Here is a 23,846-nt window from a genome sequence, read left to right as displayed (position 1 = left end):
GCGAATGATCAATAGACAACTTCAATGTAAAATCAAGAAGGTTTATCCAGCTGACTTCGTAATAGCCAATTTAGCATAGGTTTAGGCAGCTTATTTAACAGCTTTACAATATAACGCATAGGCCATGGAAATATCGCGAGCGCTACATCATCGTTAATCGCTTGCATGGTATGACTCACCGCCTGATCTAGGCTCATAATAAAGGGCTTATGACTGGCATCACCACCATTTAGATCGCGCAAGGTTTGGGTGTCGATATACCCTGACGCGATGCAATTGACCTGAATATTAAAAGGCATAAGCGCAATGCGATAAGCGCTCGCCGTCGCTATCATCGCCCGCTTGCTCTTGGCGTAGAGACTGGCATAAGGATAATCGAGCGTCCCTGCGATAGAAGCAATACAAATTAGACTTGGCTTGACGCCTTTAGCCTTGTCCAACTGCTGTAGGTTTTGGCATTTGAGTACCTCACTTGCCCTCATAAAAACATGCTCAAACGCTTGCAAATTAATCGCGAGCATCTGCGTGCTCTCTGTTTGGTTTAGAGTATGAACGCGCTCATTGGTATAACTGCCCGCGCTATAAATCAGCCGATCAAAACGATTTTTTAGTAGCTTATCAAGCAGGTGTTGGCGCTCATTAAAATCTGTCAAATCACAAAGATAAGTAGTGATCTGAGGATAAACGCTGTTGATATGAGCAATTTTAGCAAGACTATGTCCAACGACGTTGACCTGCCAGCCAAGCTGTAGATGATGCAAGGCTAGTGCTAAGCCTAAACCGCTGGTGCCGCCTATTACTATAAGATGCTTAGGCGTATTAGAAGGTATGTTTTGCATTTATGCGTATATAATCCACGGTGCGCTGATAGCCATACTGCCACTGGGCGTCCATCTGCTGTATAAAGCCATCATAATCGCTATGAATCAGCTCGACGGTCATTTGCCTAAGGCTAAAGCGTTTTTGTACATTTTGCCCCGCCAGTTGCTGATCATTGTCAGCAAAAGGCAGCCAATGTATCTGCGCCTGATGGTGAGGCTTAGGCATAGATGACGTCTTATAATTGTGCACCTGAGCCAGTCGCTGATTGGGATCAAAGCCAAACACGCGCTTGATTGCAGGCGCGGCAAGATAAGGATCATAGCTGGCTTTGGTTTCTGCAAATACCGTACTGCCTAATTGACAAGCCAGCTCAATAGGCGTCAGATTAATCACCCCGCCCAAACACCAGCCTAGATCGTCTATATGCGTTGGCGGTAGATAGTACATATCTGCCATCGAAGCGCGTACCGCAGAAGTCATATCCCACTCAGTCAGCATCTGCACCGATTGTTGTATACGTCCATTGGCAAAAGAATACGTAGGCGCGTTAAAGTTATGTCTAACGAGATCTTCTTGGTCTAGTAAATGACTATTAAAGCTGGAACGATTTAAACGCTTTGGCGCGAATAACAATTCTTGAAGCTGAAAGTCTGCGGCTAGCATACTAGCAGCATTATCACCAAAATCTGCTGCCGACGTCTGGCGCAAACGACTGGCGATAATGGCAATCTCTGGTGACTTATTTATGCTACTCGTATTGCACTCATAATTAGAGCCAAAAGCAGATAATTCATCTAGCCACTGCCCTTCACTATCAATACGAAACATGGCTAAATATTGTAGCTCGTCTAGTAAGTACTGATAACTGTCTTGGCTTTGAGCGTGCTTATGGCGCGTACTACTAACAGACAAGCGCCAACGCTTGATAGCACTGCTGATATAGCGTAGTTTTTGACGTGTGCTTGCCTCATAAGGGGCAACATGTCTGATCGCACGGATGACCTTGTATAGCTCACGGCTACGCATCAGTTGCTGCAAATCGCTAGGATCAGGAGCAAGCTGCACCAGATAAGCCGACAAGCTGCCGCCGCAAGTACCAATGATGAGATCGGGCCGCAAATCGTGTGCAACGAGCGCGGCATAACTCCCCAAATAATAGCCAAACCGCGACCCGCCTCCTGAAAATAGCTGGACGCGCTCGTAAGGCGAGGCGGTTGTATTATTCATCGCTGTTTAGCATAGGCTTAATAGCGAGTGACACGGTAAAGATGCCAAAGCGGTCAATACGCATAGCGACTTTTTTAAAGCCTGCATCAACAACCAGTTGATCCATCTCGGCCTGCGAGCGGCAGCGCATGACCCAACTACTCCCTCGGTGATTGTTCAAGGTTTTACTAATGAGTTCTTGTTCAGGGTGCCATGGCTGATTGGTATATATCAGGTAGCCGCCAGACTTTAGACTCTCAAAGATACCTGCAAGCGCTGTCGCTGGCAGCGCATTATCAGAGAACAGCTCAAACACTCCTGAAGCAATAGCGATATCGAATATGGCATCATTAGCTTTTAAATGTAAATAACTAGCAGGATCAAAGGCGTCTTTTTGTACCGTGTTGACACGATCAGCCAGCTCTAAGCGCAGCGCTTTGTTTTGTAGCGCTTGAATATTATGCCTCTCATAATCACGCAGTTCGGCTTGTAAATCATCAAACTCAGTCAACAAATCAAAAGCATAAAAACCATGACCACTTGCAATGTCTAATAGTCTGGGCTGATATCCGCTTTTTTGCTCATTAGCCTTTTTGATTTCTGCTAGCGCCTGACGTGCCAGCTCTAAAATATGCATGCGGCGTATACGAATGCCTTGCCAGCCGATGTTATTGAGATAAAACTTATCAATTGCCTGACCGAACTTATTGCGACCACTAGGCTGATTGTAATAGACATGATCGAGCGAATGCCCTGAGTCAAACCCATGCTCAAGCCCTGTGGCGATAGCGTCGCTGACATGACCGAATTTTTGCATCGCAAAACGGGTGATAGCAAAGCTTGGGTTAAACGGCTTAATCGCTAGGCGATCGACTTTATCTTTACTAGCGCTATCTAAGTGCGCCATACGCAAATCAGGTGCTGGCATGGGCGTATCAAAGATGCGCCCTGCAAACTCGATACAGTCGGCAAAGACATCGGCTTTATTGGTCTCATGAAAGATCGCGTGATAACTGTCTGGATATAACTGCCAGTGCTTAATAGGCGTGTTGATAGCCTCATAAAATTGGCGTTCTGCTTGCTTATCAACCACATAATCCTTACCGGCGCAGAGCACAAAGGTCGGAACCGTAATTGCGCCTGCATCATCGAGCAGCCGCTGACCTGTCGCGTGGGTGTCGATCAGTAAGTCAGTTGAGATACTATTTGAGATCAGCGGATCAGCATTATAGGCCTCTTGCGCGTCTTTATCATGAGTGAGTACCTGAGCTTTAACATAACTACTCACGCGTGACATGAGCCCAAGCGTGCGCGCTACCTTGAGCGACGGTATGGCAAAGGGAATATACAAGCGAATCTTTAGCGCAGGCGTGCCTAGTATCATACCGCGAATGTTGGGCGCATAATCATGTACCCAAGCGGCCGCTAATACTGCACCGATACTACTAGCGACTATCAAAGTATCCTCGATGGCGATACCTGTCTGCCGGGTAACGAGTTGCACAAAATCATTCAAATCCCGCTCAAGCTCTGTGACGCTGTCGGCATGGTCTTTGATACCGCCTGAGCGCCCATTACCGCGCGCATCCCAAGCGAATACCTGATAGCCTGCATCCACAAAGCGCACGCCCAGCTCTTTTAGTCGTCCAGAGTGCTCATGACCTCTATGCAACAAAATCACTTGCCGCTTCGGCTGGTCGCTATCTTTTAACTGCTCGATATCCGTAGTGAGCCAATAGCGATAATAAATCGCCGTACCGTCATAAGCGTTGTAGCAGCTCTCACCTTCTATTCTACTTTCGTTTTCTATAGTATTTGGCTGATCTAAATCAGTATTGACTGTGGTCGGTATAGCTGACATATCGCTATGCTCCAAAGAGGTAGAAGAAGATAAATGAGACTGTGAATGAAGGACGGATCGAAGAACAGGCGGATTATGCATAAGGTATAGATTCGCCATAAAGCGCAAACGATTAAGACACGTCTTGAGAAGCAGCGCCTCTATAATTAGTGACACTTGTCCTATCCTTGCTTGTGATAAGGACAGCGACTTAGGGATAGTGCTACCCATAACCGCGCCAAGCGTGCCCAATACAAAGGCGCGATCGCTTTTGCCCAAAGGCCCTTGATTGGCTCGGACAGCAAATACGGTATGACTTATTATCGCCAGTAGCTCTGTGCTGATACTCAAGGCGATAAAACGGCTGATATGATGCTGATTAGAGTAAGCGCTGTCTGCGTATTTTTTATCGATATAAGGGGCAAGGCTTGCCAGCAATGCGGTGTCGGCAACGATATCACCCACTTCATTGAGCACGGAGCCAAGCTGGGATGCCTGCCCATGCTCGCGCGCCATCATCCCATCAATGGCGTTGAGCGCCATACGCACAAACAGCGATGACGGCAATAACAACCATAGTTTAGGATAATGTTGCGCAGGTTTTGCCACTATGACAGCGGTGCCTACACTCATAACAGCAGCGGATACAGTCACTTGATTGGCAGTGTATTGATGTGCAACGAGCGCATTGCTTAGCGGACGCAACTGATCTTGAAAGCGAGTTTTGAGCTGGTAAAGAGACATGAAAAGGCGCGCTAAATACAGTAAGTGCTTTAATGTAACAACAAAAGTGCATCAGGTAAACGATTAAAACAAGCGGTCAAAAATTTTATCAGGTCAGTTGCACTTCATCATTTGTTACTTTAAACAGCCAAATAAGCGCATTTATAGCGGACTATGATACAATCGCCGGTTTCCCAAAAACGCCTTGTAAAATATTGCGAGCCTATTCTATGCAAAGCCTTATTACTCTCGTTCTTGTTCTTATGCCGATGTTCATTGGCTTTGCAATTCCATCAAATCCCAAGATGACTATACTTGCGGACAAAGGCTTATCATACTTAGTGTTTATTATTTTGACTTTGATTGGGATTGAGCTGTCGCAAGTTGAGGGGCTCGGCAGTCAAGTGGGTGAGATTGCGCTCTATGTTACCGTATTATCGATATTGACTATTGGTACGGGACTCATCGGATTGATGGTTTTTGATCGTCTCAAACCTTGGCAGGCCAAACAACCTGTCGCCAAATCCAAAGAGCATCGCGTCAGTATTCGTGGCAGCTTGGCGCAGGTTATCTGTGTGGTCATCGGTATGGTGATTGGCTATTTTTTGCCTGAGAATTATATGCCGCCTGAAAATACTATGACCGTTCTACTGATGATACTCATCTTGCTCGTTGGCATTGGTCTTAAAGGCTCAGGCATTACTTTAAAAGAAGTGCTGCTCAATAAGCGCGGCGTTGAGATGAGTGTCATCTTTACGCTCGCAGTATTGGTAGGCGGGGTGATGTTTGCCATGATGTTTAGTGAGGTATCGTGGACCAAAGGCTTAGCACTGGCCTCAGGCTTCGGTTGGTATTCACTATCGGCTATCGTCATGACCGATGCTTATGGCGCGATTTGGGGCAGCGTGGCGCTATTTAACGATCTCATCCGCGAGTTCTTTGCGCTGATATTTATCCCCGTCTTTATGCGCAAGTATCCATCCGCGGCGGTAGGTCTTGGCGGCGCAACCAGTCTTGATTTCACCTTGCCGATTATTCAGCAATCGGGCGGCCTCAAAGTCGTGCCACTAGCGATTAGTTTTGGCTTTATTATTAATATTGTCTCACCAGTATTGATGGTGTTATTCTCATCTCTAGGGTAGGTATAATGGTGGCAATTAACTACAGTTAGCTTTGTGATGAGTCCTTTCTTCTACATAAAGATAAATCAAGCCAACGGCAGCTCTTTATCCACCTGACAAATTTTATCATGCCATCTAATAAATGCCTGAATCGTCTCATGCTTTCGCTGAGTATTGGCGTCTCGTCCCGAAAAACTCTCGACATAACGACACGCCCTATAGCCTTTAGCAAAGGTATCATAGTCCACAATCCATTTATCTCTTGCCTCAAGCTCTATATAGCGTGACTGGTTTTCATCGCTATCGACATCCTCAGCAGGCATCGACCAAAAATCTGTGGTCGGAATGTTTTTGTCTAAGACCCGCTTGTCGTTGACCTCACTCATACGCCAAGGCTTGGCAGTAAGTCGCGCGCGAAAGCACTGCTGCGCTTGACACAGGCGTACATAGTTAGCGTCAGCGTAAAAGGTGGTAAACCACTCAGTAACGACTTTAGCGCTTGGCGCGATGATATCGTGAGTGGCTATGATACGAAAGCCTGCGGGCGTCTCATACAAGTGAAACGATTCATTAGGATAACTGGCAATGCGTTTTTGAATTAAGCCAGCTATAAAAGGCTGTAGAGAGGCTTTGTCATCCGCATATTTTTGCGCACGTGCTTTGTCTTTTTGGTTGGCTTGTTGCCATAGATAAGCCGTGACGCCTATCATAAATGCTAATAGCCATAACCATGACAGGCCCAAATAAGCGATGACGCTGGCGATCAAAATAAACACAAATACAGAAAACCAAACCTTTATTTTATTCGAAGATACGCTTTGAGTAGTGACCAAAATAGGTATAAAGCCATGACTGTCATAATTATCAGGATAGAGATGATGTAATAAATCATCATTATCAACATCAATGATAGCGATATTATCGACGTTAGCGACTTGCGCGCCGTAGCTGTTGCGGGTGACAATCAGCTGCGTTGATGCAGTTTTTGATTGCGAGAATGAAGGGAAAACCTGCTCAGAGATAACTTGCTCACGGATGGGAATGCCATTTTCTCGGTTATATTCTTCCTTGCGCTCACGGCGTAGGATATCCTCGCCTGCTAGCCAGCGCTTATGCGCCTTAGCCACCCGCGCTTTAGCATGCTCCAAAGCATTGCTTTGACTGATATCCGACCAGCCATAGCGTTTAATAGTGGCTTGCTTAGACAATTGGCTAGCTGTCACTTTCGACTCAAAGCGCTGTTTATGTTGCGCCCAGTATTTTGGAATGAGCATGCGGTTTGCCTTTGGATTTTTATATTAAACTTTCATTCTTAACTAAATAAATTGTACAGTCATTTTTTATAGGCTAATATAGTCAAAAATATGACCGTTACCTCTGCTTTTGCAAGTAGCGGTTCTCCATCACTGCTGAAACGCTAAGTTAATTTCTGAACTAGCTGTTCCATAAACTTTTAGTAATTCTACCAGTCTGTATATAAATTCCCACTTGATCAATAAATGAGTCAAAATCTTTATTCTCTTCAGTAATACGATTGACAGATAACCAATCTATATTATTGCGCTCCCTTGCTGGTATTAATATCTGACTATCAAAAAGTGATTGAGTATTTAATATTAATACGCCTACCCCATGTAAACCTGCAAGCATTTGCAACTCACCTTCTACTGCAGAATCTAACCCTGTCGCAACTAAATACGCATAGTTAGCCCAGCTAGAATTCGAGACCGCTTGAAAAAAGCTTTTACGGACATTACCTTTGTTTAAATCTTTTTTTACTTCAAAAGACCATAGTCGCACAAAAGCATCATTACTATTACGCACACAGTCTCTTACTACACTAGACCAGTTTTTATCTAACGTTTCTAAAGCGACAATATCAGGATGTAGCCAATGATTTCCACCTGCGCCTTGAGTATTTCTTGATTTTCGCTCATCAATTCGTTTGCAGAAAAGACCCGTATCTTCCGCTAAAAATTTAATTAGTAGTGGATAGAGTTCTTGTTCACTTAATATAGGAACATCTGTCCCACTATCGCCAATTGAGGAGTGAACGTTTGGTTTTTCAAAAGTAGTTGAATTTATAGCATCAGGAATAGTGACATCTTCCAACCAGTGATATAGTCTCGGTCTTGGCTTGTCCTTCGTGGCTATATTTTTGCATTGATTCTTAGCCGCTTGAGTTCGCTCACCACCAATTTCAGCAGCTAATTGAGCTATTAACTCATTATGATTTCTATAACGAGGGTTTTTCTGTTTCTCTTTAATTTCGTTTGGATATCGCTCGATAAATAGTTCCGCCATTTCACGGGCAGTGAAAGTACGCTTAGGATTATCTCTAAGCGTTTCTATTATCATTTGAACTCTAGTTGTCATATCAACTCAATTTTAAAATTTACTGACAGTGTTATTATTGATTCGTTTGGTTAGCAATGATTCCTAAACCCCACTCGCCTGCTTCGCAAACAATCTCATAAGCGGCTTAATCTTGCCCACGCGGTACATGCCTTCATTGCGGATTTGTTGGATGGGGCGCAGCTGCGCGGCTGATCCTGCGAATAGCCAGTTTAGCGCCGAAAAGCTATGCATCATCAGGCTGTTATGCGGACGACGTAGGCGCTCATAACGGCGTAGAGTTTGGCTGCTACCCCAAAGCGTGCCACCACTACGGGCAAAGTCATGAGTGAGCTGATCATACAGCGCTTGCACGTCTAACATGCCTAGATTGAGTCCTTGTCCAGCGAGTGGATGCACGCCATGCGCAGCGTCCCCAATCAAGACCAGATTGTCAGCGGCATAGCTTTTGGCTTGCTGAGCCCCTAACGGCCAACTGGCAATGGACTCTATTTTTTCTATTGCCCCAAGCTCGTAGTTACTGGCGGAGGCGAGCTTATCAGCGATAGTACGCGCGTCCTCCTCTAGTAGTGACAGTGCCTGATTGCGCGGCAGCGTCCAGACGACTGATTGCCAATGCTGCGGACGCGCCTTGTCTTCTGCTGTGATATCCGCTAAAGGCAAGAGTGCTAACGTACCCGTAGGCAGCATGGCTTGGCGGGCAGTGGCATTATGCGCTTTAGCCGTTTGAATCGCGCAGCAAATTGCGGTTTGATGATAGTCAAGGGTATCGAGTCCAATAGCAGCCTTTTGACGCACGAACGAGCTGCGACCATCAGCACCGACCACCAGTTGAGCGTCGATAACGGTATCGTCATCTAGAGTGACGCGGTAGCCCAATTCTGCACCAAGCCAATCCATTTGCGTCACCTTTTGCCCTTTGATGACCGTTAGATAATCGCTTATACCATCCTCCAACAGACGCTGCCATAGCGCGTGTTCAATGACTAGCGGCTCCACCATACTACCGAGCATCCCCTTCTCATTCTCTGTATCACTATCATCACCGAATAACAGCTCACCGCGACCGTTTAATTGCCATACCTGCATTTGTGAGTAGTCGGCTTTGCGCGCGGACTTGGCTATCTTTTGCCAAACTCCAACCTCCTCTAGCAGCTTGATACTTGCTAGACTTAGGGCATAGACGCGGGCATCACGGCGCTCGAGCACCGTTTGCCATTCAGCCTCGCTACGGATAGGGCTGGCATCGACCAAAGTAACTGGCAACTTAGCTTGCGCAAGCTTTAGCGCTAGCGTTGCACCAACAACGCCGCCGCCAATGATAAGCGTGTGATTGTGTTTCATAATTATTATCCAGAATATAAGCTGTAAGATATGTGATAAACGGTTATCGAGCTTTAAAAGTAGTGATTAAGACTTTAGCCCCATCGCATAAGTGGCTACTAAAGGCTTGATGTTTGGTAGCTTATCAAAAGCCAGCAAGGCAACATTACGCGCAAGCTTAATCGCTGGATTAGGATGGGTAAAGCCATGTACCACCGCATCACAAAAACGAATCACCCGCTTTTGATCAGTTTGACGTGCTTTTTCATAGCGCTTTAATAATTGCGCGTCGCCAATATCAGCACCCTTTAATACTTGCGCGCTCATCATTTGCGCCAGCACATGCGCGTCTCGCATACAGAGGTTAAAGCCCTGTCCTGCGACAGGATGCAAAGTATGGGCGGCATTACCCATGATAACGCAGCGACCCGCAACTTGTTTGTCAGCAAGTACGCGCGTTAGCGGATACGCGCCGCGGCGACCGGCTTTGATAAAGGTGCCTGCGCGCGTACCAAAGGCCTGTTGCATCGTCGCCAAGAAATGCGCGTCGTCGTCCAGATATTGCGTCTCCTCGCCAGTTGGACAGACCCAGACCACCGAACGTCTATAACCCGTTTGAAACTCCTCATTGCCATCGCCCTCTGGATCAGTCAGTGGCAATACGGCAAGCGGTCCTGCTGGACTAAAGCGCTCAATGGCGATATGTTCGTGAGGCTTATCAGTTTCGACGACACCAACGATAGCCGTTTGGCCATAATCATAAGTCTTAGTGCCGATATCTAACAGCTGACGTACTGTCGAATCGCGTCCATCACAAGCCACCAGTACGCTACCTTGCAACTGCTGCGCGTCCTCATCGCCGTCATAATAGTTAAAGGTGACGCTGACGCTATTAGAGAATTGCTCGACGTTTGTGACATCAGCGTTATCGATAAGCGTAATCAGCGGCGACGCTTTGGCTGCTAGCAAAAGCTTACGCCCAAGCCAAGCGTTTTCCATCACTTGTCCAAAGGATTCAACACGCTCCTCTTCTTTATTAAGCTGCGCGCGCCCAAAGCTGCCCTGCTCGCTAATCTGTACTACATCGATACGGCAAGCATGGCTTTGTAGCTCGTCCCACAACCCTATCTCTTGGTAAATCTGTACGCTGCGCCGCGAAAGAGCGGTGTTGCGACTGTCTAAGTAGTGACTGCGCAGCTCGTCATCATCAGGGCTGATATCAGGATAGCTGTTTTTTTCCAGTAACGTGCTGGTGATACCATGATGCGCAAGCAATAGAGCAAAAGATAAACCCACATGACCGCCGCCTGCTATCAGCACTTGCTGAGAGGTTAAGCTGTCTTTACTTTTAGAATGATCACTGGAACTTTGCTCTGTTATCTCTTCTATATCGTGCATAGTTGGCTATCCTATTTTGACTGGGTAAGTCTGTTTTTGGTATGAATTTCATTTAAAAATTTATTTTAGTAATAAAAGACACGTTTTATAAGTGTCTATATCGAATCGCTAATGTTTAGAGTATAGATTAGTTTAGAGCATAAATTAGTTTAGAGGATAGATTACCACAAGTTGCCCCTTTTACATTCTGCTTGCTTGGCGTCTTTGACGATATCTATACCGTAGACGCATTAGCAAATGCCAGTTGTTGAACCAGAAAGCCATTGCTGACAATAGTAGTTGCAATCGCCATACAAAACAGACGGTTATCACGTGCGGCGCGGCTTGAAATTTATATTCTATGAACCATAATGAGAGTAGAGATTTTAACTATTTTGTCAGCTATTTAACCCTAAAAATAAGGGTCAACCATACAAGGATAATCATTTGACTGATTCCATGAGCCGCCGTATCAAGTTTGAATCGCTTACCCCAGCTCAGCTCAAAACTGTGCTCGGTGAATACAACAATCATATGAAGTATATTCAAGAGCGCCTCGATATCAAGATCAGCCAGCGCCAAGGCGATTTTTGTTTAAGTGGCGATATCACTAATGTTGAGCGCGGCGAACGTATCATCTACAAAATGGTAGACGAAGCACAGAACTCAAAAGACATCACTGCACAAGAGCTGCATCTTATTATTCAAGCCAGCATTTCACGTGATCAAGACATGGAAGACGAGAAGCAAGCCGCCAGAGCCGATGATGACGCTATGGATGAAGACGATAGCGCTGATGAGTTCACGCCAATCAGTCTGCGCACGCGTAAAGGTCGAATCATTCCGCGCGGCGGCAATCAGCAGCGTTATGTCAAAAACATTTTATCCTCTGATGTGTCATTTGGTATTGGTCCTGCGGGTACGGGTAAGACCTATCTAGCAGTTGCTTGTGCAGTCGATATGATTGAGCGTAACGAGATTGAGCGTATCTTGCTTGTGCGTCCTGCGGTAGAGGCTGGCGAAAAGCTTGGGTTTTTGCCTGGCGATCTAACGCAAAAGATCGATCCTTATCTGCGTCCGCTTTATGATGCGTTATATGAAATGCTTGGCTTTGAAAAAGTTGGCAAGATGCTTGAGCGGCAAGTCATTGAAGTCGCGCCGCTTGCCTATATGCGCGGTCGTACTTTGAATAACTCATTTGTAATCTTAGATGAGGCGCAAAACACCACGCCTGAGCAGATGAAGATGTTCTTGACACGTTTAGGTTTTGGCTCACGTGCGGTCATCACGGGCGATATTACCCAAGTTGATTTGCCTCGTGGTAGCAAATCAGGTCTTGCGCAAGCGATGGATATCTTAAGCGGTATCGAAGAGATTCATATCACTAAGTTTGACTCAAAAGACGTAGTACGCCATCAACTCGTGCAAAAGATTGTCGAAGCGTATGACGTATTCGATGATGAACAGTTTGAGCTACAAGAAAAGCGTAAGTTTGAGCGCATCAAAGAGCAAGAGCGCCGTCAGGCTATAACGGATGCAGCAGCTAAGCTATAAGTACTTAGGACATGGTCACTTAAGGCATGAGCACTATAAGTATAATTATCATTTCAAAACCGGACTTAGTGTTCGGTTTTTTTGCATAACTTTTGTATAAGAAGGCTAATGTAATGGACAAAAACGATAGAGATGACATCAGTAGCGCTGATTCACACAGTGTTGATTTAGACAGTGTTGATTTAGACAGTACCGATTTAGACATTAGCGCAGCCGAGAGTATAAATAGCGCTACTATAGAGAGCTTTTATAATCACAAAAATTTAATAGCCGTTATGCTAGCAACGCTTGAGTATATAGATGAGCGCATTGCAAATGGACTCGTGCTGCCCTATTTTGCAGCTATTGATAAGACAGTATGGCAAGATAAAATTAAATCAGTAGAGATCTATATCACAGATGAGCTCGAAGGACGCGCGCTAAATCTGGAGGCGCGAGACAAAGATTATGCGACCAATATTTTGTCGTATCCCAGTGACTTGCCTGCCAGCATTATCCATCTAATGCCGACGCTACCTTTAGGCGAGCTGATTATTTGTCATGAGGTTATCGTACGCGAAGCCGCCGAGCAAAATAAAAGCCTAACGCAGCACATCAGCCATTTGCTAGTACATGGCATCTTGCATTTACTAGGCTTTGATCATGAAATCGGTCAAGCAGAGCAAGACGAGATGGAGCAGTTCGAGATTGAGATATTGGCAGGGTTAGGTATCCCTAACCCGTATTTGGAACAATGATCAAAAGCTTTAATCTTTATTCATCGGAATCTTTTGAGATTGATCCATATTGGTTATCATTTGATCCAGACCTTTAATATGTACGCTACGCTGCGGGAACGGAATGTCGATTTTTTCACTGTCGAACACGGCTTTGAACTGCTCAAGTAGATCGCACTGCATCGACCACCAGTCCGCATTGGTTGTCCATACATTTAGAGTCAGATCAACTGAGTTGTCACCCAAATTAGTCACTCTTACGATAGGCTCAGGATCATCAAAAGCGACGGGGTTTTCTTTAGCCAATTTAAGTATTAAATCCTTGGCTCTTTTGATGTCTGCATCATAACCCACACCGATAGTGATATCGACGCGGCGATTGGGTAGCGCGGTGTAGTTGACGACTGCAGAGGTAGTGATATCGCCATTAGGGATGATGACGTCGTGGTTATTAATCGTAGTCAGGTGGGTATTGACCAAGGTAATCTCAGCGACTGTACCTGTGTAGCTACTGATCTGTACATAATCACCCTTAACAAAAGGCCGAAAAGTAACAATCATAATCCCCGCAGCGAAGTTTGACAGCTGATCTTTGAGTGATAGACCAATAGCGACTGCCGCACCGCCCAAAATAGCGACTACAGAGGTGGTATGGACGCCCACTTCATTAAGCGCAGCCAAAATAACAATAACCAGTAAAATACCGTAAAGCAAACGACTTAAAAAGTTGGCAGCGGTAGTCTCTAAATGACTACGCACCATCATACGATTAACAAAAGTAACTAGTTTTTTGGCAATCCAGCGCCCCACTACGAATATGAGAATTGCAAAGGCAATTTTGATAACTACAGTGAGCGCATTATGTGTCAGTGCGGCAATATCGAAGGTAAATCCTAAAAATTCCATAAAAACTCTTTTAATGATTTAATAGCTTAAATGCTGAATGATTTGATAGCTTATTTAATAGCTCAATAGTCTAATGGCTTAGCAGTACAATATCTTGATAGTTGAATACTTTAGTACACAACTTCGACACTGTCACTATAACGATAAGTACGAATCACCCGTAACTCTGGGATATCACGCATGTCCCTGGTAAATTTGCCAAAGGGCGCCGCCTTGCGCACAGACTGCTTTGCACCTTCATCCAATATCCTCGACCCTGAGCTCTCAAGCAAGCTGATGGCTTTGATTGTGCCATCATTATTGATAATAACCATCAAACGTACGTCACCAGTAATGCTCTGAGCGCGTGCCTGCGCTGGATAATTGAGATTGCCAACACGCTCTACGTACTCGCGAAAGGTATTGATATAATCAGCTGCCGCGCCCTTGGTCGTTGAGTTGCTATCGAGCGTACGGGCTTTTGATTGAGTCGCATATATCTGCTGGCGCTGAGACAACTGTGTCTCTAACGTCGCAATCTGTTTACGGAGCCGCTCCTCTTGCACCATTATATTATCTTGCGCTTGCTTGCTATCGTTGTCAGACTCAATACTCGCCTGGCGCCAGCTGAGCGTTGTGCGCAGGTAGCTCTCTTGATAACGCCGCTCACGGGCTTTACGCGGTAAGTTGATTACGTCCTGAGTTTGACTAATCTGTAGCGCAGACATAGAGCTAATATGAGCGCTCTCTTGCCGAACCCTTTCTATGACTGTACCGCCACCCTTTTGGGAGCCATTAGCGATATAATTGGCCTCTTTATTCGGCGTCATATCATCTGTTAACACTTGAGCGACGTCTTGCATGACGGCGGCAGGATCCTGTCCTACCGAAAAACCAATACCGAAGATAATTAGTGCATGAATGCCAATTGCGATGACAATAGCGACAGGTAGGCTGATATTTTTTTTAGGTGCTTTTGCAAAAAAGTGATCGCGATACAAGTCTTTATTACAGGTCACAAGAGATCTCAGCTTAAACGGCGACAACAATCTGGTCGCTATCATAACATGAGGGCTGATTAAACGGCTACACCCCAAGATGATGATAACTTTGCGCTGTTGTGTTTTTATTACTTTATGAGCTGATTTGCTACAATGTCAGCCTATCGGTTTTGTAGTACCGCTCAATGCTATATACTATTTTTAGCCACCAGCACATGCTATAAAGTATATAGCATCATGACTTTTGGATAAGACATCAGATATTATAATTAAGCACAAGGATAATCCGTTTGAGTAACTTTGATGGTTCAGACAAATTTGATCATTTCTTTGAAAACATGGGTGATCGCTTTAGCGATTCATTCAGTGACGGCTGGAGCAGTGTTACTCAAGCTATCAAAAATTTGTATAACAAAACCACTGATAAGATCGAAGATGAATTGTCGATACCAGTGGCGCAGCAGTATGTTAACGATGCGCTGCAAAAGTTTGTCACTGACAATGTGGGCGCGATATTAGAGATCAGAGTCGAGCTGCATGAGGATTGGTTTCGTCTGTTTTGTACGGTCAACGCCGCAGGGATTTATGCTGAGGTCGCAAGTAACTTTAGCTTAGTGCATGTCCAGCTCGATCGTAACGTTCAGCGTTTTGTCTTTGGTCAGCTCACTTATACTGATGTACTCAATTTACGCTGTGAGTCCTTTATGAAACGTCAAGGCGTCAAACTGGCTATCTGGTTTTATCACAGCGTCCTTAAAAAAGACCCGTTAGGGTTTATCTTGTCTTATATCAATATTGCCCGTGCCAAAGACGAGATTATCTACCTAGATATCAATCGCTGGCTTAAAAAGAACCAAAAAATCATGAGCACCCTACGTAAGGTGCAAGTCAACTATGGCGAGGTCGAAGAAGAACAGCTGGTGCTAAAGACTCAAGTCAACTATCGTGATTTGCTTGGCGGCAGTAGCGGCGAGGATATTATTAATGACGATGATAAAAATAATGATATAGCTGATGACTACTATGGTACAGGCGGTGAACCTGAGCTGATGAAAGGTCCGATTCACCCTGTAGAGGATGCCACTGAACCTAGCAACGTGTAGACAGGGTTATCTCGAAAGAAAAAAAAGACGGATTAGCGATTGGCTAGTCCGTCTTTTTTTGACTTGAGGTTTAGAGCATACATTTTAAACCCCAAATTACCAGTAGTTTTCTACCGCGATATTGCCCTCGCCACGCCGATTCATCACCAGCCCCAAGCTCTTAAGCGTCTCTTTGGTATCCTCAACCATATCAGGATTGCCGCACAGCATAATGTGCGTACTATCAATATCGAGCGCAATGCCTGCCCGCTTCTGCAAAGTGCCGTCCGTGAGCAGTTTAGGTAATCGATCACTTAGTGCACCCTCAACTTCTTCGCGAGTCACAATAGGGATAAAGGTAAGGGTTGCAGGATTATCGACGAGCGCGCCAAAGTCCTCTTGCAAGCGCTCAATCTGCTCAACATAAGCGAGCTCATCAAGGCTGCGGGCACTGTAAGCTAAGACAATGTGCTCGTAATCCTGCCACGTTTGTAAGTCCTGTAACATCGACAAAAACGGCGCAAGTCCTGTTCCTGTCGCCAGCAACCACAGATCTTTTGGATCAGGCTTTTGGTAGCGAGCTAATGTCAAAAACCCAAACGGCGTGGTGTTCAGTAGTAGCTCGTCGCTCACTTGCAAATACTGAAGCTGGGAGGTAAACGCACCATCAGCGATAACGATAGAGAAAAACTCTAACACCTCATCAAAGGGCGATGACACAATGGAGTAAGCACGAAAGATGTCCTCATCAGGCGCAGTCTCTTTGGTTTGGCTATCTGCGTGCTTGTAGTGCTTTAACTGGCTAGGATTGACGCCCAAACGTACAAATTGCCCTGCGGTAAATTTAAAGCTATCAGGACGACTAACGGTAAAGCTAAATAGATTAGGTGTCCAAGTGGTCTTACTTAATACTTCAACCGTTTGAATATTATCACTCATAACTTAGGCCTCTTATAGATTTTGTTTTTTAGATGCTAATAGCACTGATGCACTGCTGACCAATTTAAACAACTTAATTTTAAATAACTTAAGTATAGGTATGGCTCTTAATTGTAGATAATCAATAGCAAAAAAGTGCGCCAAGCTTAACATAAACTTAGCGCACCTTATTTTTTCAATATCATTATCAGTAAGGAGTATGGTTACTCTGTACTGTTTGCTATTTGCGCTTTTACCAAACGCGCGCCAGGCTTGCCCATTCAATCATACTGTTCGGTAGTATCCCGAAAAAGAGAATAGCTAAAGTTACGCCAATGACCATAATACCACCAGTACGCAAGCCCCACTGTCCAGAGACATCGAATTCTACGTAAGCCTTTGGACGCTTAAATAGCGTTAACATCACGCGCAGATAATAGAACAGACCGATTGAGCTACCTAAGATAATCATCGCCGCCAAGAACCAATTGGTACCTTGTACTGCGGCAAGTACTGCGAATAGCTTAGTAATAAAGCCTGCCGTCAGCGGAATACCAGCGAGCGATAACATCATAATCGTCATGACTGCAGTCAACACTGGGCGACGCCAAAACAGCCCCTGATAGTGCACTAACTCGTCCGCCTCCCCTGATAATCTGTAAGGGCTTGACATCAAAGTCACCACACCAAAAGCACCGATAGAGGTAAAGGCATATACCGCCATATACATGCTAGAGATGCTATCAGCGCCCGCGCCGAGGCTCACAATAACGATCAGCACATAACCCATGTGCGCGATAGAAGAATAACCGAGCAGACGCTTAAGGTTCGTCTGACGTACCGCGAGCAAGTTACCGACCAAGATAGATAAAGTCGCCATCACCATCAACAGCATCTGTACAGAGGGCAAAGCCAACAATGAGGTATCAATTAAGAACCGCACCGCTAATGCCATCATCGCCACTTTAGAGACTGACGCCAGATAAGTCGCGATAGGAGCAGGCGCGCCTTCATAGACATCAGGCGTCCACGCATGAAAAGGAGCTGCTGATAATTTAAAGGCGATACCGAACATCATCATGGCAACGCCAAGTATCAATAGGGGCGACTCAAAAGAGCCTGCCAGCATAATACTAATAGACTTAAATCCTAGCGAGCCTACCTGCGCGTATATAAACGCCATACCCATGAGCAAAGTCGCTGAGGCCGCCGCTGATAACACCAGATACTTAAGCCCTGACTCCAGAGATTTCTCACGCAAGAACGTATAAGCGAGCAAGCCATATAGCGGTACTGATAACAGCTCTAAGCTCATAAAGAACGCCGCCAAATGCTGCGCACAGACCATAAGTAGCGCGCCCACAGTCGACAGTAAAATGAGCATGTATAGCTCTTCTTTATTGTCTTTTAAATTGGCAAGATAAGCATAAGATAGCGTACAACAAGCCAGTGCGCAGACCAGAATAATCATCATGTTGAACTGCGCAAAGTTGTCCACGACAAAGAGCTGCTCAGCAGTAGGCAGTAAGGCTCCGCGCTCAATCATGCCCAGCATCTGACCGATTAAGGTAAATAATGCAATGTTTAATCCGACAACGGTAATAGTGCCTGTGATCGTGTGTGAGCGCTTGATCGTAATGGCAATCATTACTAGCAGCACCGTAATCACCACGATAATAATAGGCGCATAAGGCATCAGCCCCATCAAATCATTCATCATAAAATCATTCATGACTTAACGTGCCTCCATTGCATCAAGTGATTGCAACACATCTGCTTGTGACACTTCACTATAAATATAAGCGTTATTGATCCACTGCATAGAGTGGCTTGAGGTATCGAGAATCGGCTGCGGATACAGTCCCAGCCAGACCAGACCCACTGCTAATACCAGCAGCAGTGAAATCTCGCGGCGACCCAAATCCTTTAGCGGACGCTCGGGCAGTCCATGTGAGCGCGTCTCATGTAAGGCAACTTCTTTGGTATTATTAGCGCCAAATAAGGCACGATAAATTAAGATAAGTGAGTACAATCCTGCCAGCACTAAGCTAAACGTCGCGAGTACCACAAACACTGGATACTGAGCAAAAGCACCAAACAAGATCATAAACTCGCCGATGAAGTTGCCCGTACCTGGGATACCCAGTAGCGCGGCACAAAAGAACATCAAGATCGGCGCATAATAGCGGAACTGTCCCCACATACCGCCCATCACGGTCAGATCACGCGTATGCAAACGCTCATAGAGCTGTCCTGCCATAATAAAGAGAGCCGCCGAGCTCAGACCGTGCGCGAGCATCTGAATCATCAGTCCTTGTAAGCTAAGTAGCGTACCTGCGTAAATGGCTAACACAACAAAGCCCATGTGCGAGATACTCGTATAAGCAAGCAAACGCTTCATATCAGTTTGCATAAACGCAAGCCACGCGCCATAAAAGATACCTATCGTACCCAAAGTCATCGCTATTGGCGCAAACTCTTGCGAAGCGGCTGGAAACAGCGGTAAAACAAAACGAATCAAACCGTAAGCGGCTGTTTTAATCAGTACCCCAGCCAAATCCACCGAACCTGCAGTTGGCGCCTGCGCATGCGCATCAGGTAACCAGCCATGAAAAGGCATAATAGGCAGCTTGACCGCAAAGCCAATGAAGAAGCAGAGCATGATCGGATATTCCCAGCCACCAAGGTTAGTACCGAGCAGATCATTGTAATTAAAGCTGACCACACCGCTTTGCGCGTAACTGATAATCACCAGTACCAAGATACCAATGAGCATGATAAGCCCAGAGGCTTGGGTATAGATAAAGAACTTGGTCGCCGCGTATTCTTTGGTTTTTCCGACGACATCATGACCCCAAATAGCGATCAAGAAATAGATTGGAACGAGCATCATCTCCCAAAAGAAGAAGAATAAGAACAGATCAATCGCTAAGAATACCCCGATGACCCCGCCCAAACTCCATAGCAAGTTCAAATGGAAGAACCCAACGCGTCGCTGAATCTCGTTCCATGAGCACGCAACTGCCGCTACTCCTAACAAGCCTGTTAAGGCAATCATCAGTAGCGACATACCATCCATCGCCAGATGAAAACTAATACCGAAGCTCGGTATCCAAGGCACACTAAACTCAGCGACCCAAGGCACTGCCGATTGCGGCGCAATGACCTGCTTGCTCATACCGCTAAAGTCGCCATATTGCCAGAGTACCAATGACAATAAAAACGTCAGTGTCATACCAATCAGAGCAATCCAGCGCGGTAAACGCTTGTTAAAGCGCTCAACCAACCAGCACAGCAGGCCTGCTATAAAGGGTATTGTAATGAGCGCCGGTAGCATCCACGTTTGTTGTAACTCAATCATCTTATACCACCGTTATCATGACCAATACGAGAAGTGCAGCAACGCCCAAGCCAAAGCTTGCGGCATAACCTCGAAGTGACCCTGTTTGTGTCACAGACAACATCTTATTACCTGCTGATGCCAGCATCGGCAATACATTCCACGTTTTATCAACAGGGTCAGCTTTAAACAAGCGGCCGATGAATAAAAAAGGTTTTACAAAAACTATATCGTATAGCGCATCAAAGCCCATACCGTGATAGCACCAGTAATACAGCGCGCCGCCAATACTTGAGCGCTTAAAGCGTGTCAGCATCCGACCTTTATCAACGACGTACAATACTGCGGCTATCACCAGTCCTGCGAGCATAGCGCCCATAGCGATATATTCTGCGGTGTGCTTAGCCTCTACTTGACCTACCACTTCTAATAAGTGTCCTACACTCTCGGGCAATACGCCTTGGAGTGGCGGCATGATCATAGCGCCAACTGCAGTCGATAACACCAGTAGTACCGTAAGTGGCAACCAATACGAGATGCCAGACAGTTTGTGCGCATGGGTCTTCTCTTCACCAAAGAAGATGATCCAAATCATACGGAAGGTATAAATAGCGGTTAAGAAAGCCCCAAACACGCCCATATAAAACAGCACTTGATGACCGGTGGCATAAGCTTCCCAAAGGATCGCTTCTTTAGAATAAAAGCCGACGGTTATCCAAGGAATAGCCGCTAGAGCGCCGCCACCGATGATATAGCACCAAAATACTAATGGAATCTTGCGACGCAAACCGCCCATCTTAAAGATGTCTTGCTCATGATGAACCGCTAATATGACCGCGCCTGATGCCAAAAACAGCAAGGCTTTAAAAAACGCATGGGTCATCAAATGAAAGATAGCCCCTTGCCAAGCGCCAACGCCTAATGCCAAGAACATATAGCCGATTTGACTCATCGTTGAGTAGGCTAATATACGCTTGATATCAGTTTGTACTAGCGCACAGAATCCTGCGACGACCAAGGTTAATGCGCCCACTGCCCCAACCCAATACAATAAAATACCTGGAGTGAGGACAAATAATGGATGCAAACGAGCGATTAAATAGACCCCAGCAGTAACCATCGTCGCGGCGTGAATCAGCGCCGATACTGGTGTCGGACCAGCCATAGCATCAGCGAGCCACGTATGGAGTGGAATCTGCGCAGATTTACCCATCGCGCCGCCCACGATCATCATCGTGGTCAGGATCATTACCGGATCATTAACGCTGAACATCTCAGGCGCGCGAGTGATAATCTCTTGAATATTAAGGGTGCCAAACTCACGGAACAATAAAAACAAACCAAAGGCTAAGAACACATCACCGACGCGGGTGACAGTAAAGGCCTTCATCGCAGCGCGACCATTGGCACGGTGCTCGTAATAAAAGCCGATAAGCAAATACGAGCAGATACCAACGCCTTCCCAGCCTAGATATAGCAGCATTAAATCATCGGCGAGTACTAGCAGTAGCATACTGGCGACAAACAAATTCATATAACTAAAAAAGCGTGCAAAGCCTTTATCGCCTTTCATGTACCAAGCAGCGAACAGGTGAATCAAAAAGCCAATGCCTGTAATGACGCCAGTCATGGTTAAGGCAAGACCATCAAAGCTAAGACCAAAGCTTGGTGCAAAATCACCAACTTGCATCCAAGTCCACAGCGGCACTTCTACTACCGTACCTGCAGGATAACTACCTAAAAAGGTGTAGCTGACAACCAAAGTACAAAGCGCTGATAGCCCCATACTGCCAACACCAACAAAGCTGGCGGCTTGTTCGGTGAGCTTGTCACGCATAAAGGCTAAGATTAAAAAGCCGATGAGCGGAAGTATAAAGGTTAAGGGTAATACACTCATGACATCATCCCCTCATCTCATTGGCGCTATCGACATCGAGATGCCCACGCTTATGATAAAACTGTAATAGTATGGCAAGGCCGATCGAGGCTTCAGCAGCCGCTAAGGTAAGAATAAAGATAAACATAATCTGCCCATCTGGATCGACCCAGCGGCTGCCAGCGACGATAAACGCAAGCGCTGCGGCGTTCATCATAATCTCAAGGCTCATCAGCATAAACAAAAAATTGCGCCGAACCATAACGCCGCATAGACCGATGGCAAATAAAATCCCTGCCAAGATAAGCCCATGACTCATAGGTATAATACCCAGCACGTTTTGTACTTCAAGAGCAGGCGCTGCTAGGCCTGCTACCTCGTGGGCGAACGGCATAGTCGATACGTCCTGGGCTACGCTAACTGCTTGTACCATCAGTCTAACTCCTTGCGCGTAGCGGCTTGCTTACCGACATAATCATACGGGTCGACGTCTTTGTACTCATAAGGCTCGTTTGAATCAAGCGAATTGACGTCGCTATCATTATCGTGAGATAAGTCAGCGCCGCTGTTACGAGCGCTGCGGGTAGCAGTGTTAAGGGTTAAGCGCTTACTAGGATCGCGAATAGTGTCATCGATTACTATCTCATCATCTAGCGTTGGCTTACCTAAATGATAAGCGGCAACCAAAGCCCCAAGTAGCAATAGTGCAGCGACTTCTACGAGCATAATGTATTTGCTAAATAATGCCACACCGACCGCTTTGGCAGGTACGTTGATACCGCCAATAACTGCTGCCTCGTCATGATTGACACCGATGAACGCGTAAAGCACAACGGCGATAATCAGTGTCAACCCTGTCGGAATAGCCCATGTTCTCGCATCCAGCCAGCGCTCTTCTCGCGCCTCACTTGCCATGCCCAAATTGAGCATCATAATCACAAAGACGAATAGAACTAAGATGGCACCGGCATAAACGATAATCTCAAGGGCACCTGCGAACGGCGCGCCTAGTATAAACATGATACCCGCAACTGCCAATAAGGAGACGATCATCGATAATATCGCGTGCACGGGGTTGGCATGGGTCACCACGCGTAAGCTTGCAAAAATAGCCACTGCCGCCAGCGCATAGAACCCTGCTAAGTCAGGATTGTTCAAAATAGTCATCATGGCAGCAAGCTCCTTAGATCGATAGGCGCTGCTTCGTTTTGCGCAGAACCTTTAGGTTTGTCTGCGACCGCCATACCAGTAACGCGGTAATAGTTATAGTCAGGATACTTGCCAGGGCCTGAGATGAGTAGATGCTCTTTTTCATAGACCAAGTCTTGACGATTATACTCGCCAATCTCAAAATCAGGGGTCATCTGAATAGCAGTAGTCGGGCAAGCTTCCTCACACATTCCGCAAAAGATACAGCGCGAAAAGTTAATACGAAAAAACTCAGGATACCAGCGCCCATCATCACGCTCCGCCTTTTGTAAGGAGATACAACCGACAGGGCAAGCGACCGCACATAAGTTACAAGCTACGCAGCGCTCGTCCCCATCTGGATCGCGGGTCAAGATAATACGTCCACGAAAGCGCGGCGGCACAGGTACGGCCTGCTCAGGATAGAGTATAGTATCGCGCGGCCTGAGCGCATGGCTATTGACCATCCACATACTACGAACGATGGTAAACATACCCACGAGCGTCTTTTTTATAGCG

General features: G+C 46.0%; 20 protein-coding genes. 4 read left to right on the top strand and 16 right to left on the bottom strand.

The annotated features are described in order from the left end of the window. Nucleotides 1-32: 32 nt before the first annotated feature. The 3 genes from ACR64J_RS03530 to ACR64J_RS03520 are packed head-to-tail and all read right to left on the bottom strand — an operon-like array spanning nucleotide 33 to nucleotide 4,612. Nucleotides 33-839 (bottom strand): SDR family NAD(P)-dependent oxidoreductase, encoded by an 807-nt coding sequence (locus tag ACR64J_RS03530; protein ID WP_435950444.1) that lies wholly within the window; start codon nucleotides 837-839, stop codon nucleotides 33-35. Next, nucleotides 820-2,049 carry a patatin-like phospholipase family protein gene (locus ACR64J_RS03525; RefSeq protein ID WP_435950443.1) on the bottom strand — a complete coding sequence of 410 codons (1,230 nt, stop codon included), beginning with the start codon at nucleotides 2,047-2,049 and terminating at the stop codon, nucleotides 820-822. Before ACR64J_RS03525 ends, ACR64J_RS03530 begins: the two co-directional genes overlap by 20 nt. Beyond that, the gene (locus tag ACR64J_RS03520) at nucleotides 2,042-4,612 is read right to left on the bottom strand and encodes an alpha/beta fold hydrolase (protein WP_435950442.1); all 2,571 of its coding nucleotides are present in this window, start codon (nucleotides 4,610-4,612) and stop codon (nucleotides 2,042-2,044) included. The genes ACR64J_RS03525 and ACR64J_RS03520 overlap by 8 nt, the downstream gene beginning before the upstream one ends. Nucleotides 4,613-4,821: 209 nt before the next feature. Between ACR64J_RS03520 and ACR64J_RS03515 the strand changes: the two genes are divergently transcribed. After that, nucleotides 4,822-5,733 (top strand): lysine exporter LysO family protein, encoded by a 912-nt coding sequence (locus ACR64J_RS03515; RefSeq protein WP_435950441.1) that lies wholly within the window; start codon nucleotides 4,822-4,824, stop codon nucleotides 5,731-5,733. A gap of 65 nt (nucleotides 5,734-5,798) precedes the next feature. On the opposite strand, the gene ACR64J_RS03510 is transcribed toward ACR64J_RS03515, so the two are convergent. The 4 genes from ACR64J_RS03510 to ACR64J_RS03495 form a co-directional block, all read right to left on the bottom strand. Continuing rightward, nucleotides 5,799-6,986 carry a hypothetical protein gene (locus tag ACR64J_RS03510; protein ID WP_435950440.1) on the bottom strand — a complete coding sequence of 396 codons (1,188 nt, stop codon included), beginning with the start codon at nucleotides 6,984-6,986 and terminating at the stop codon, nucleotides 5,799-5,801. Nucleotides 6,987-7,146: 160 nt separating this feature from the next. Then, on the bottom strand, nucleotides 7,147-8,088 hold the full coding sequence (locus tag ACR64J_RS03505) for a COG2958 family protein (protein ID WP_435950439.1): 942 nt from the start codon (nucleotides 8,086-8,088) through the stop codon (nucleotides 7,147-7,149). Between the two features lie 63 nt (nucleotides 8,089-8,151). Next, a complete protein-coding gene (locus ACR64J_RS03500) occupies nucleotides 8,152-9,411 on the bottom strand; it encodes an FAD-dependent monooxygenase (protein WP_435950438.1) in 1,260 nt (419 codons plus the stop codon). A gap of 66 nt (nucleotides 9,412-9,477) precedes the next feature. Beyond that, nucleotides 9,478-10,788, bottom strand: a complete 1,311-nt coding sequence (locus tag ACR64J_RS03495) for a UbiH/UbiF/VisC/COQ6 family ubiquinone biosynthesis hydroxylase (protein WP_435950437.1) — start codon at nucleotides 10,786-10,788, stop codon at nucleotides 9,478-9,480. Between the two features lie 438 nt (nucleotides 10,789-11,226). On the opposite strand from ACR64J_RS03495, the gene ACR64J_RS03490 reads away from it, so the two are divergent. Further along, the gene (locus ACR64J_RS03490; RefSeq protein WP_435951017.1) at nucleotides 11,227-12,321 is read left to right on the top strand and encodes a PhoH family protein; all 1,095 of its coding nucleotides are present in this window, start codon (nucleotides 11,227-11,229) and stop codon (nucleotides 12,319-12,321) included. A gap of 113 nt (nucleotides 12,322-12,434) precedes the next feature. Beyond that, entirely contained in the window at nucleotides 12,435-13,058 is a 624-nt protein-coding gene (ybeY, locus tag ACR64J_RS03485) for an rRNA maturation RNase YbeY (protein WP_435950436.1), read from the top strand. Nucleotides 13,059-13,067: 9 nt separating this feature from the next. Here the strand turns inward: ybeY and ACR64J_RS03480 are convergent, their stop codons facing one another. After that, the gene (locus ACR64J_RS03480; protein WP_317200273.1) at nucleotides 13,068-13,943 is read right to left on the bottom strand and encodes a mechanosensitive ion channel family protein; all 876 of its coding nucleotides are present in this window, start codon (nucleotides 13,941-13,943) and stop codon (nucleotides 13,068-13,070) included. 110 nt (nucleotides 13,944-14,053) lie between these two features. Then, on the bottom strand, nucleotides 14,054-14,941 hold the full coding sequence (locus ACR64J_RS03475) for an energy transducer TonB (RefSeq protein ID WP_435950435.1): 888 nt from the start codon (nucleotides 14,939-14,941) through the stop codon (nucleotides 14,054-14,056). Nucleotides 14,942-15,213: 272 nt separating this feature from the next. On the opposite strand from ACR64J_RS03475, the gene ACR64J_RS03470 reads away from it, so the two are divergent. After that, nucleotides 15,214-16,026: a hypothetical protein gene (locus ACR64J_RS03470; RefSeq protein ID WP_435950434.1), complete on the top strand. Its 813-nt coding sequence runs from the start codon at nucleotides 15,214-15,216 to the stop codon at nucleotides 16,024-16,026. 96 nt (nucleotides 16,027-16,122) lie between these two features. Here ACR64J_RS03470 and ACR64J_RS03465 read toward each other — a convergent pair whose 3' ends face one another. From ACR64J_RS03465 to nuoI, 7 genes are all read right to left on the bottom strand, one after another. Next, nucleotides 16,123-16,944, bottom strand: coding sequence for a ferredoxin--NADP reductase (locus ACR64J_RS03465; RefSeq protein WP_435950433.1), 822 nt, complete (start codon nucleotides 16,942-16,944; stop codon nucleotides 16,123-16,125). A 232-nt stretch (nucleotides 16,945-17,176) separates the two neighbouring features. Next, on the bottom strand, nucleotides 17,177-18,655 hold the full coding sequence (locus tag ACR64J_RS03460; protein WP_317200276.1) for an NADH-quinone oxidoreductase subunit N: 1,479 nt from the start codon (nucleotides 18,653-18,655) through the stop codon (nucleotides 17,177-17,179). A 3-nt stretch (nucleotides 18,656-18,658) separates the two neighbouring features. Next, nucleotides 18,659-20,284 carry an NADH-quinone oxidoreductase subunit M gene (gene nuoM, locus ACR64J_RS03455; RefSeq protein WP_435950432.1) on the bottom strand — a complete coding sequence of 542 codons (1,626 nt, stop codon included), beginning with the start codon at nucleotides 20,282-20,284 and terminating at the stop codon, nucleotides 18,659-18,661. A gap of 1 nt (nucleotide 20,285) precedes the next feature. Beyond that, complete coding sequence (gene nuoL / locus ACR64J_RS03450) at nucleotides 20,286-22,160, bottom strand: NADH-quinone oxidoreductase subunit L (protein WP_435950431.1); 1,875 nt, start codon at nucleotides 22,158-22,160, stop codon at nucleotides 20,286-20,288. A 4-nt stretch (nucleotides 22,161-22,164) separates the two neighbouring features. Then, nucleotides 22,165-22,473 (bottom strand): NADH-quinone oxidoreductase subunit NuoK, encoded by a 309-nt coding sequence (gene nuoK, locus ACR64J_RS03445; RefSeq protein WP_317200318.1) that lies wholly within the window; start codon nucleotides 22,471-22,473, stop codon nucleotides 22,165-22,167. A gap of 98 nt (nucleotides 22,474-22,571) precedes the next feature. Next, the gene (gene nuoJ / locus ACR64J_RS03440; RefSeq protein WP_435950430.1) at nucleotides 22,572-23,309 is read right to left on the bottom strand and encodes an NADH-quinone oxidoreductase subunit J; all 738 of its coding nucleotides are present in this window, start codon (nucleotides 23,307-23,309) and stop codon (nucleotides 22,572-22,574) included. Beyond that, nucleotides 23,306-23,842: an NADH-quinone oxidoreductase subunit NuoI gene (nuoI, locus tag ACR64J_RS03435; protein WP_435951016.1), complete on the bottom strand. Its 537-nt coding sequence runs from the start codon at nucleotides 23,840-23,842 to the stop codon at nucleotides 23,306-23,308. The genes nuoJ and nuoI overlap by 4 nt, the downstream gene beginning before the upstream one ends. Nucleotides 23,843-23,846: the final 4 nt, after the last annotated feature.

Origin of the sequence: Psychrobacter sp. DM8, from assembly GCF_051307025.1 — a bacterium.
GTDB lineage: Bacteria > Pseudomonadota > Gammaproteobacteria > Pseudomonadales > Moraxellaceae > Psychrobacter.
Note: the sequence above shows the minus strand (reverse complement) of the source record. Positions and strands in the feature narration are given on the sequence as shown.

What these genes read in the sequence shown, in the direction of transcription:
- ACR64J_RS03530 (WP_435950444.1), bottom strand. Translation starts at nt 839, where the DNA reads ATGCAAAACATACCTTCTAATACGCCTAAGCATCTTATAGTAATAGGC.
- ACR64J_RS03525 (WP_435950443.1), bottom strand. Translation starts at nt 2,049, where the DNA reads ATGAATAATACAACCGCCTCGCCTTACGAGCGCGTCCAGCTATTTTCA.
- ACR64J_RS03520 (WP_435950442.1), bottom strand. Translation starts at nt 4,612, where the DNA reads ATGTCTCTTTACCAGCTCAAAACTCGCTTTCAAGATCAGTTGCGTCCG.
- ACR64J_RS03515 (WP_435950441.1), top strand. Translation starts at nt 4,822, where the DNA reads ATGCAAAGCCTTATTACTCTCGTTCTTGTTCTTATGCCGATGTTCATT.
- ACR64J_RS03510 (WP_435950440.1), bottom strand. Translation starts at nt 6,986, where the DNA reads ATGCTCATTCCAAAATACTGGGCGCAACATAAACAGCGCTTTGAGTCG.
- ACR64J_RS03505 (WP_435950439.1), bottom strand. Translation starts at nt 8,088, where the DNA reads ATGACAACTAGAGTTCAAATGATAATAGAAACGCTTAGAGATAATCCT.
- ACR64J_RS03500 (WP_435950438.1), bottom strand. Translation starts at nt 9,411, where the DNA reads ATGAAACACAATCACACGCTTATCATTGGCGGCGGCGTTGTTGGTGCA.
- ACR64J_RS03495 (WP_435950437.1), bottom strand. Translation starts at nt 10,788, where the DNA reads ATGCACGATATAGAAGAGATAACAGAGCAAAGTTCCAGTGATCATTCT.
- ACR64J_RS03490 (WP_435951017.1), top strand. Translation starts at nt 11,227, where the DNA reads ATGAGCCGCCGTATCAAGTTTGAATCGCTTACCCCAGCTCAGCTCAAA.
- ybeY (WP_435950436.1), top strand. Translation starts at nt 12,435, where the DNA reads ATGGACAAAAACGATAGAGATGACATCAGTAGCGCTGATTCACACAGT.
- ACR64J_RS03480 (WP_317200273.1), bottom strand. Translation starts at nt 13,943, where the DNA reads ATGGAATTTTTAGGATTTACCTTCGATATTGCCGCACTGACACATAAT.
- ACR64J_RS03465 (WP_435950433.1), bottom strand. Translation starts at nt 16,944, where the DNA reads ATGAGTGATAATATTCAAACGGTTGAAGTATTAAGTAAGACCACTTGG.
- ACR64J_RS03460 (WP_317200276.1), bottom strand. Translation starts at nt 18,655, where the DNA reads ATGAATGATTTTATGATGAATGATTTGATGGGGCTGATGCCTTATGCG.
- nuoM (WP_435950432.1), bottom strand. Translation starts at nt 20,284, where the DNA reads ATGATTGAGTTACAACAAACGTGGATGCTACCGGCGCTCATTACAATA.
- nuoL (WP_435950431.1), bottom strand. Translation starts at nt 22,160, where the DNA reads ATGAGTGTATTACCCTTAACCTTTATACTTCCGCTCATCGGCTTTTTA.
- nuoJ (WP_435950430.1), bottom strand. Translation starts at nt 23,309, where the DNA reads ATGATGACTATTTTGAACAATCCTGACTTAGCAGGGTTCTATGCGCTG.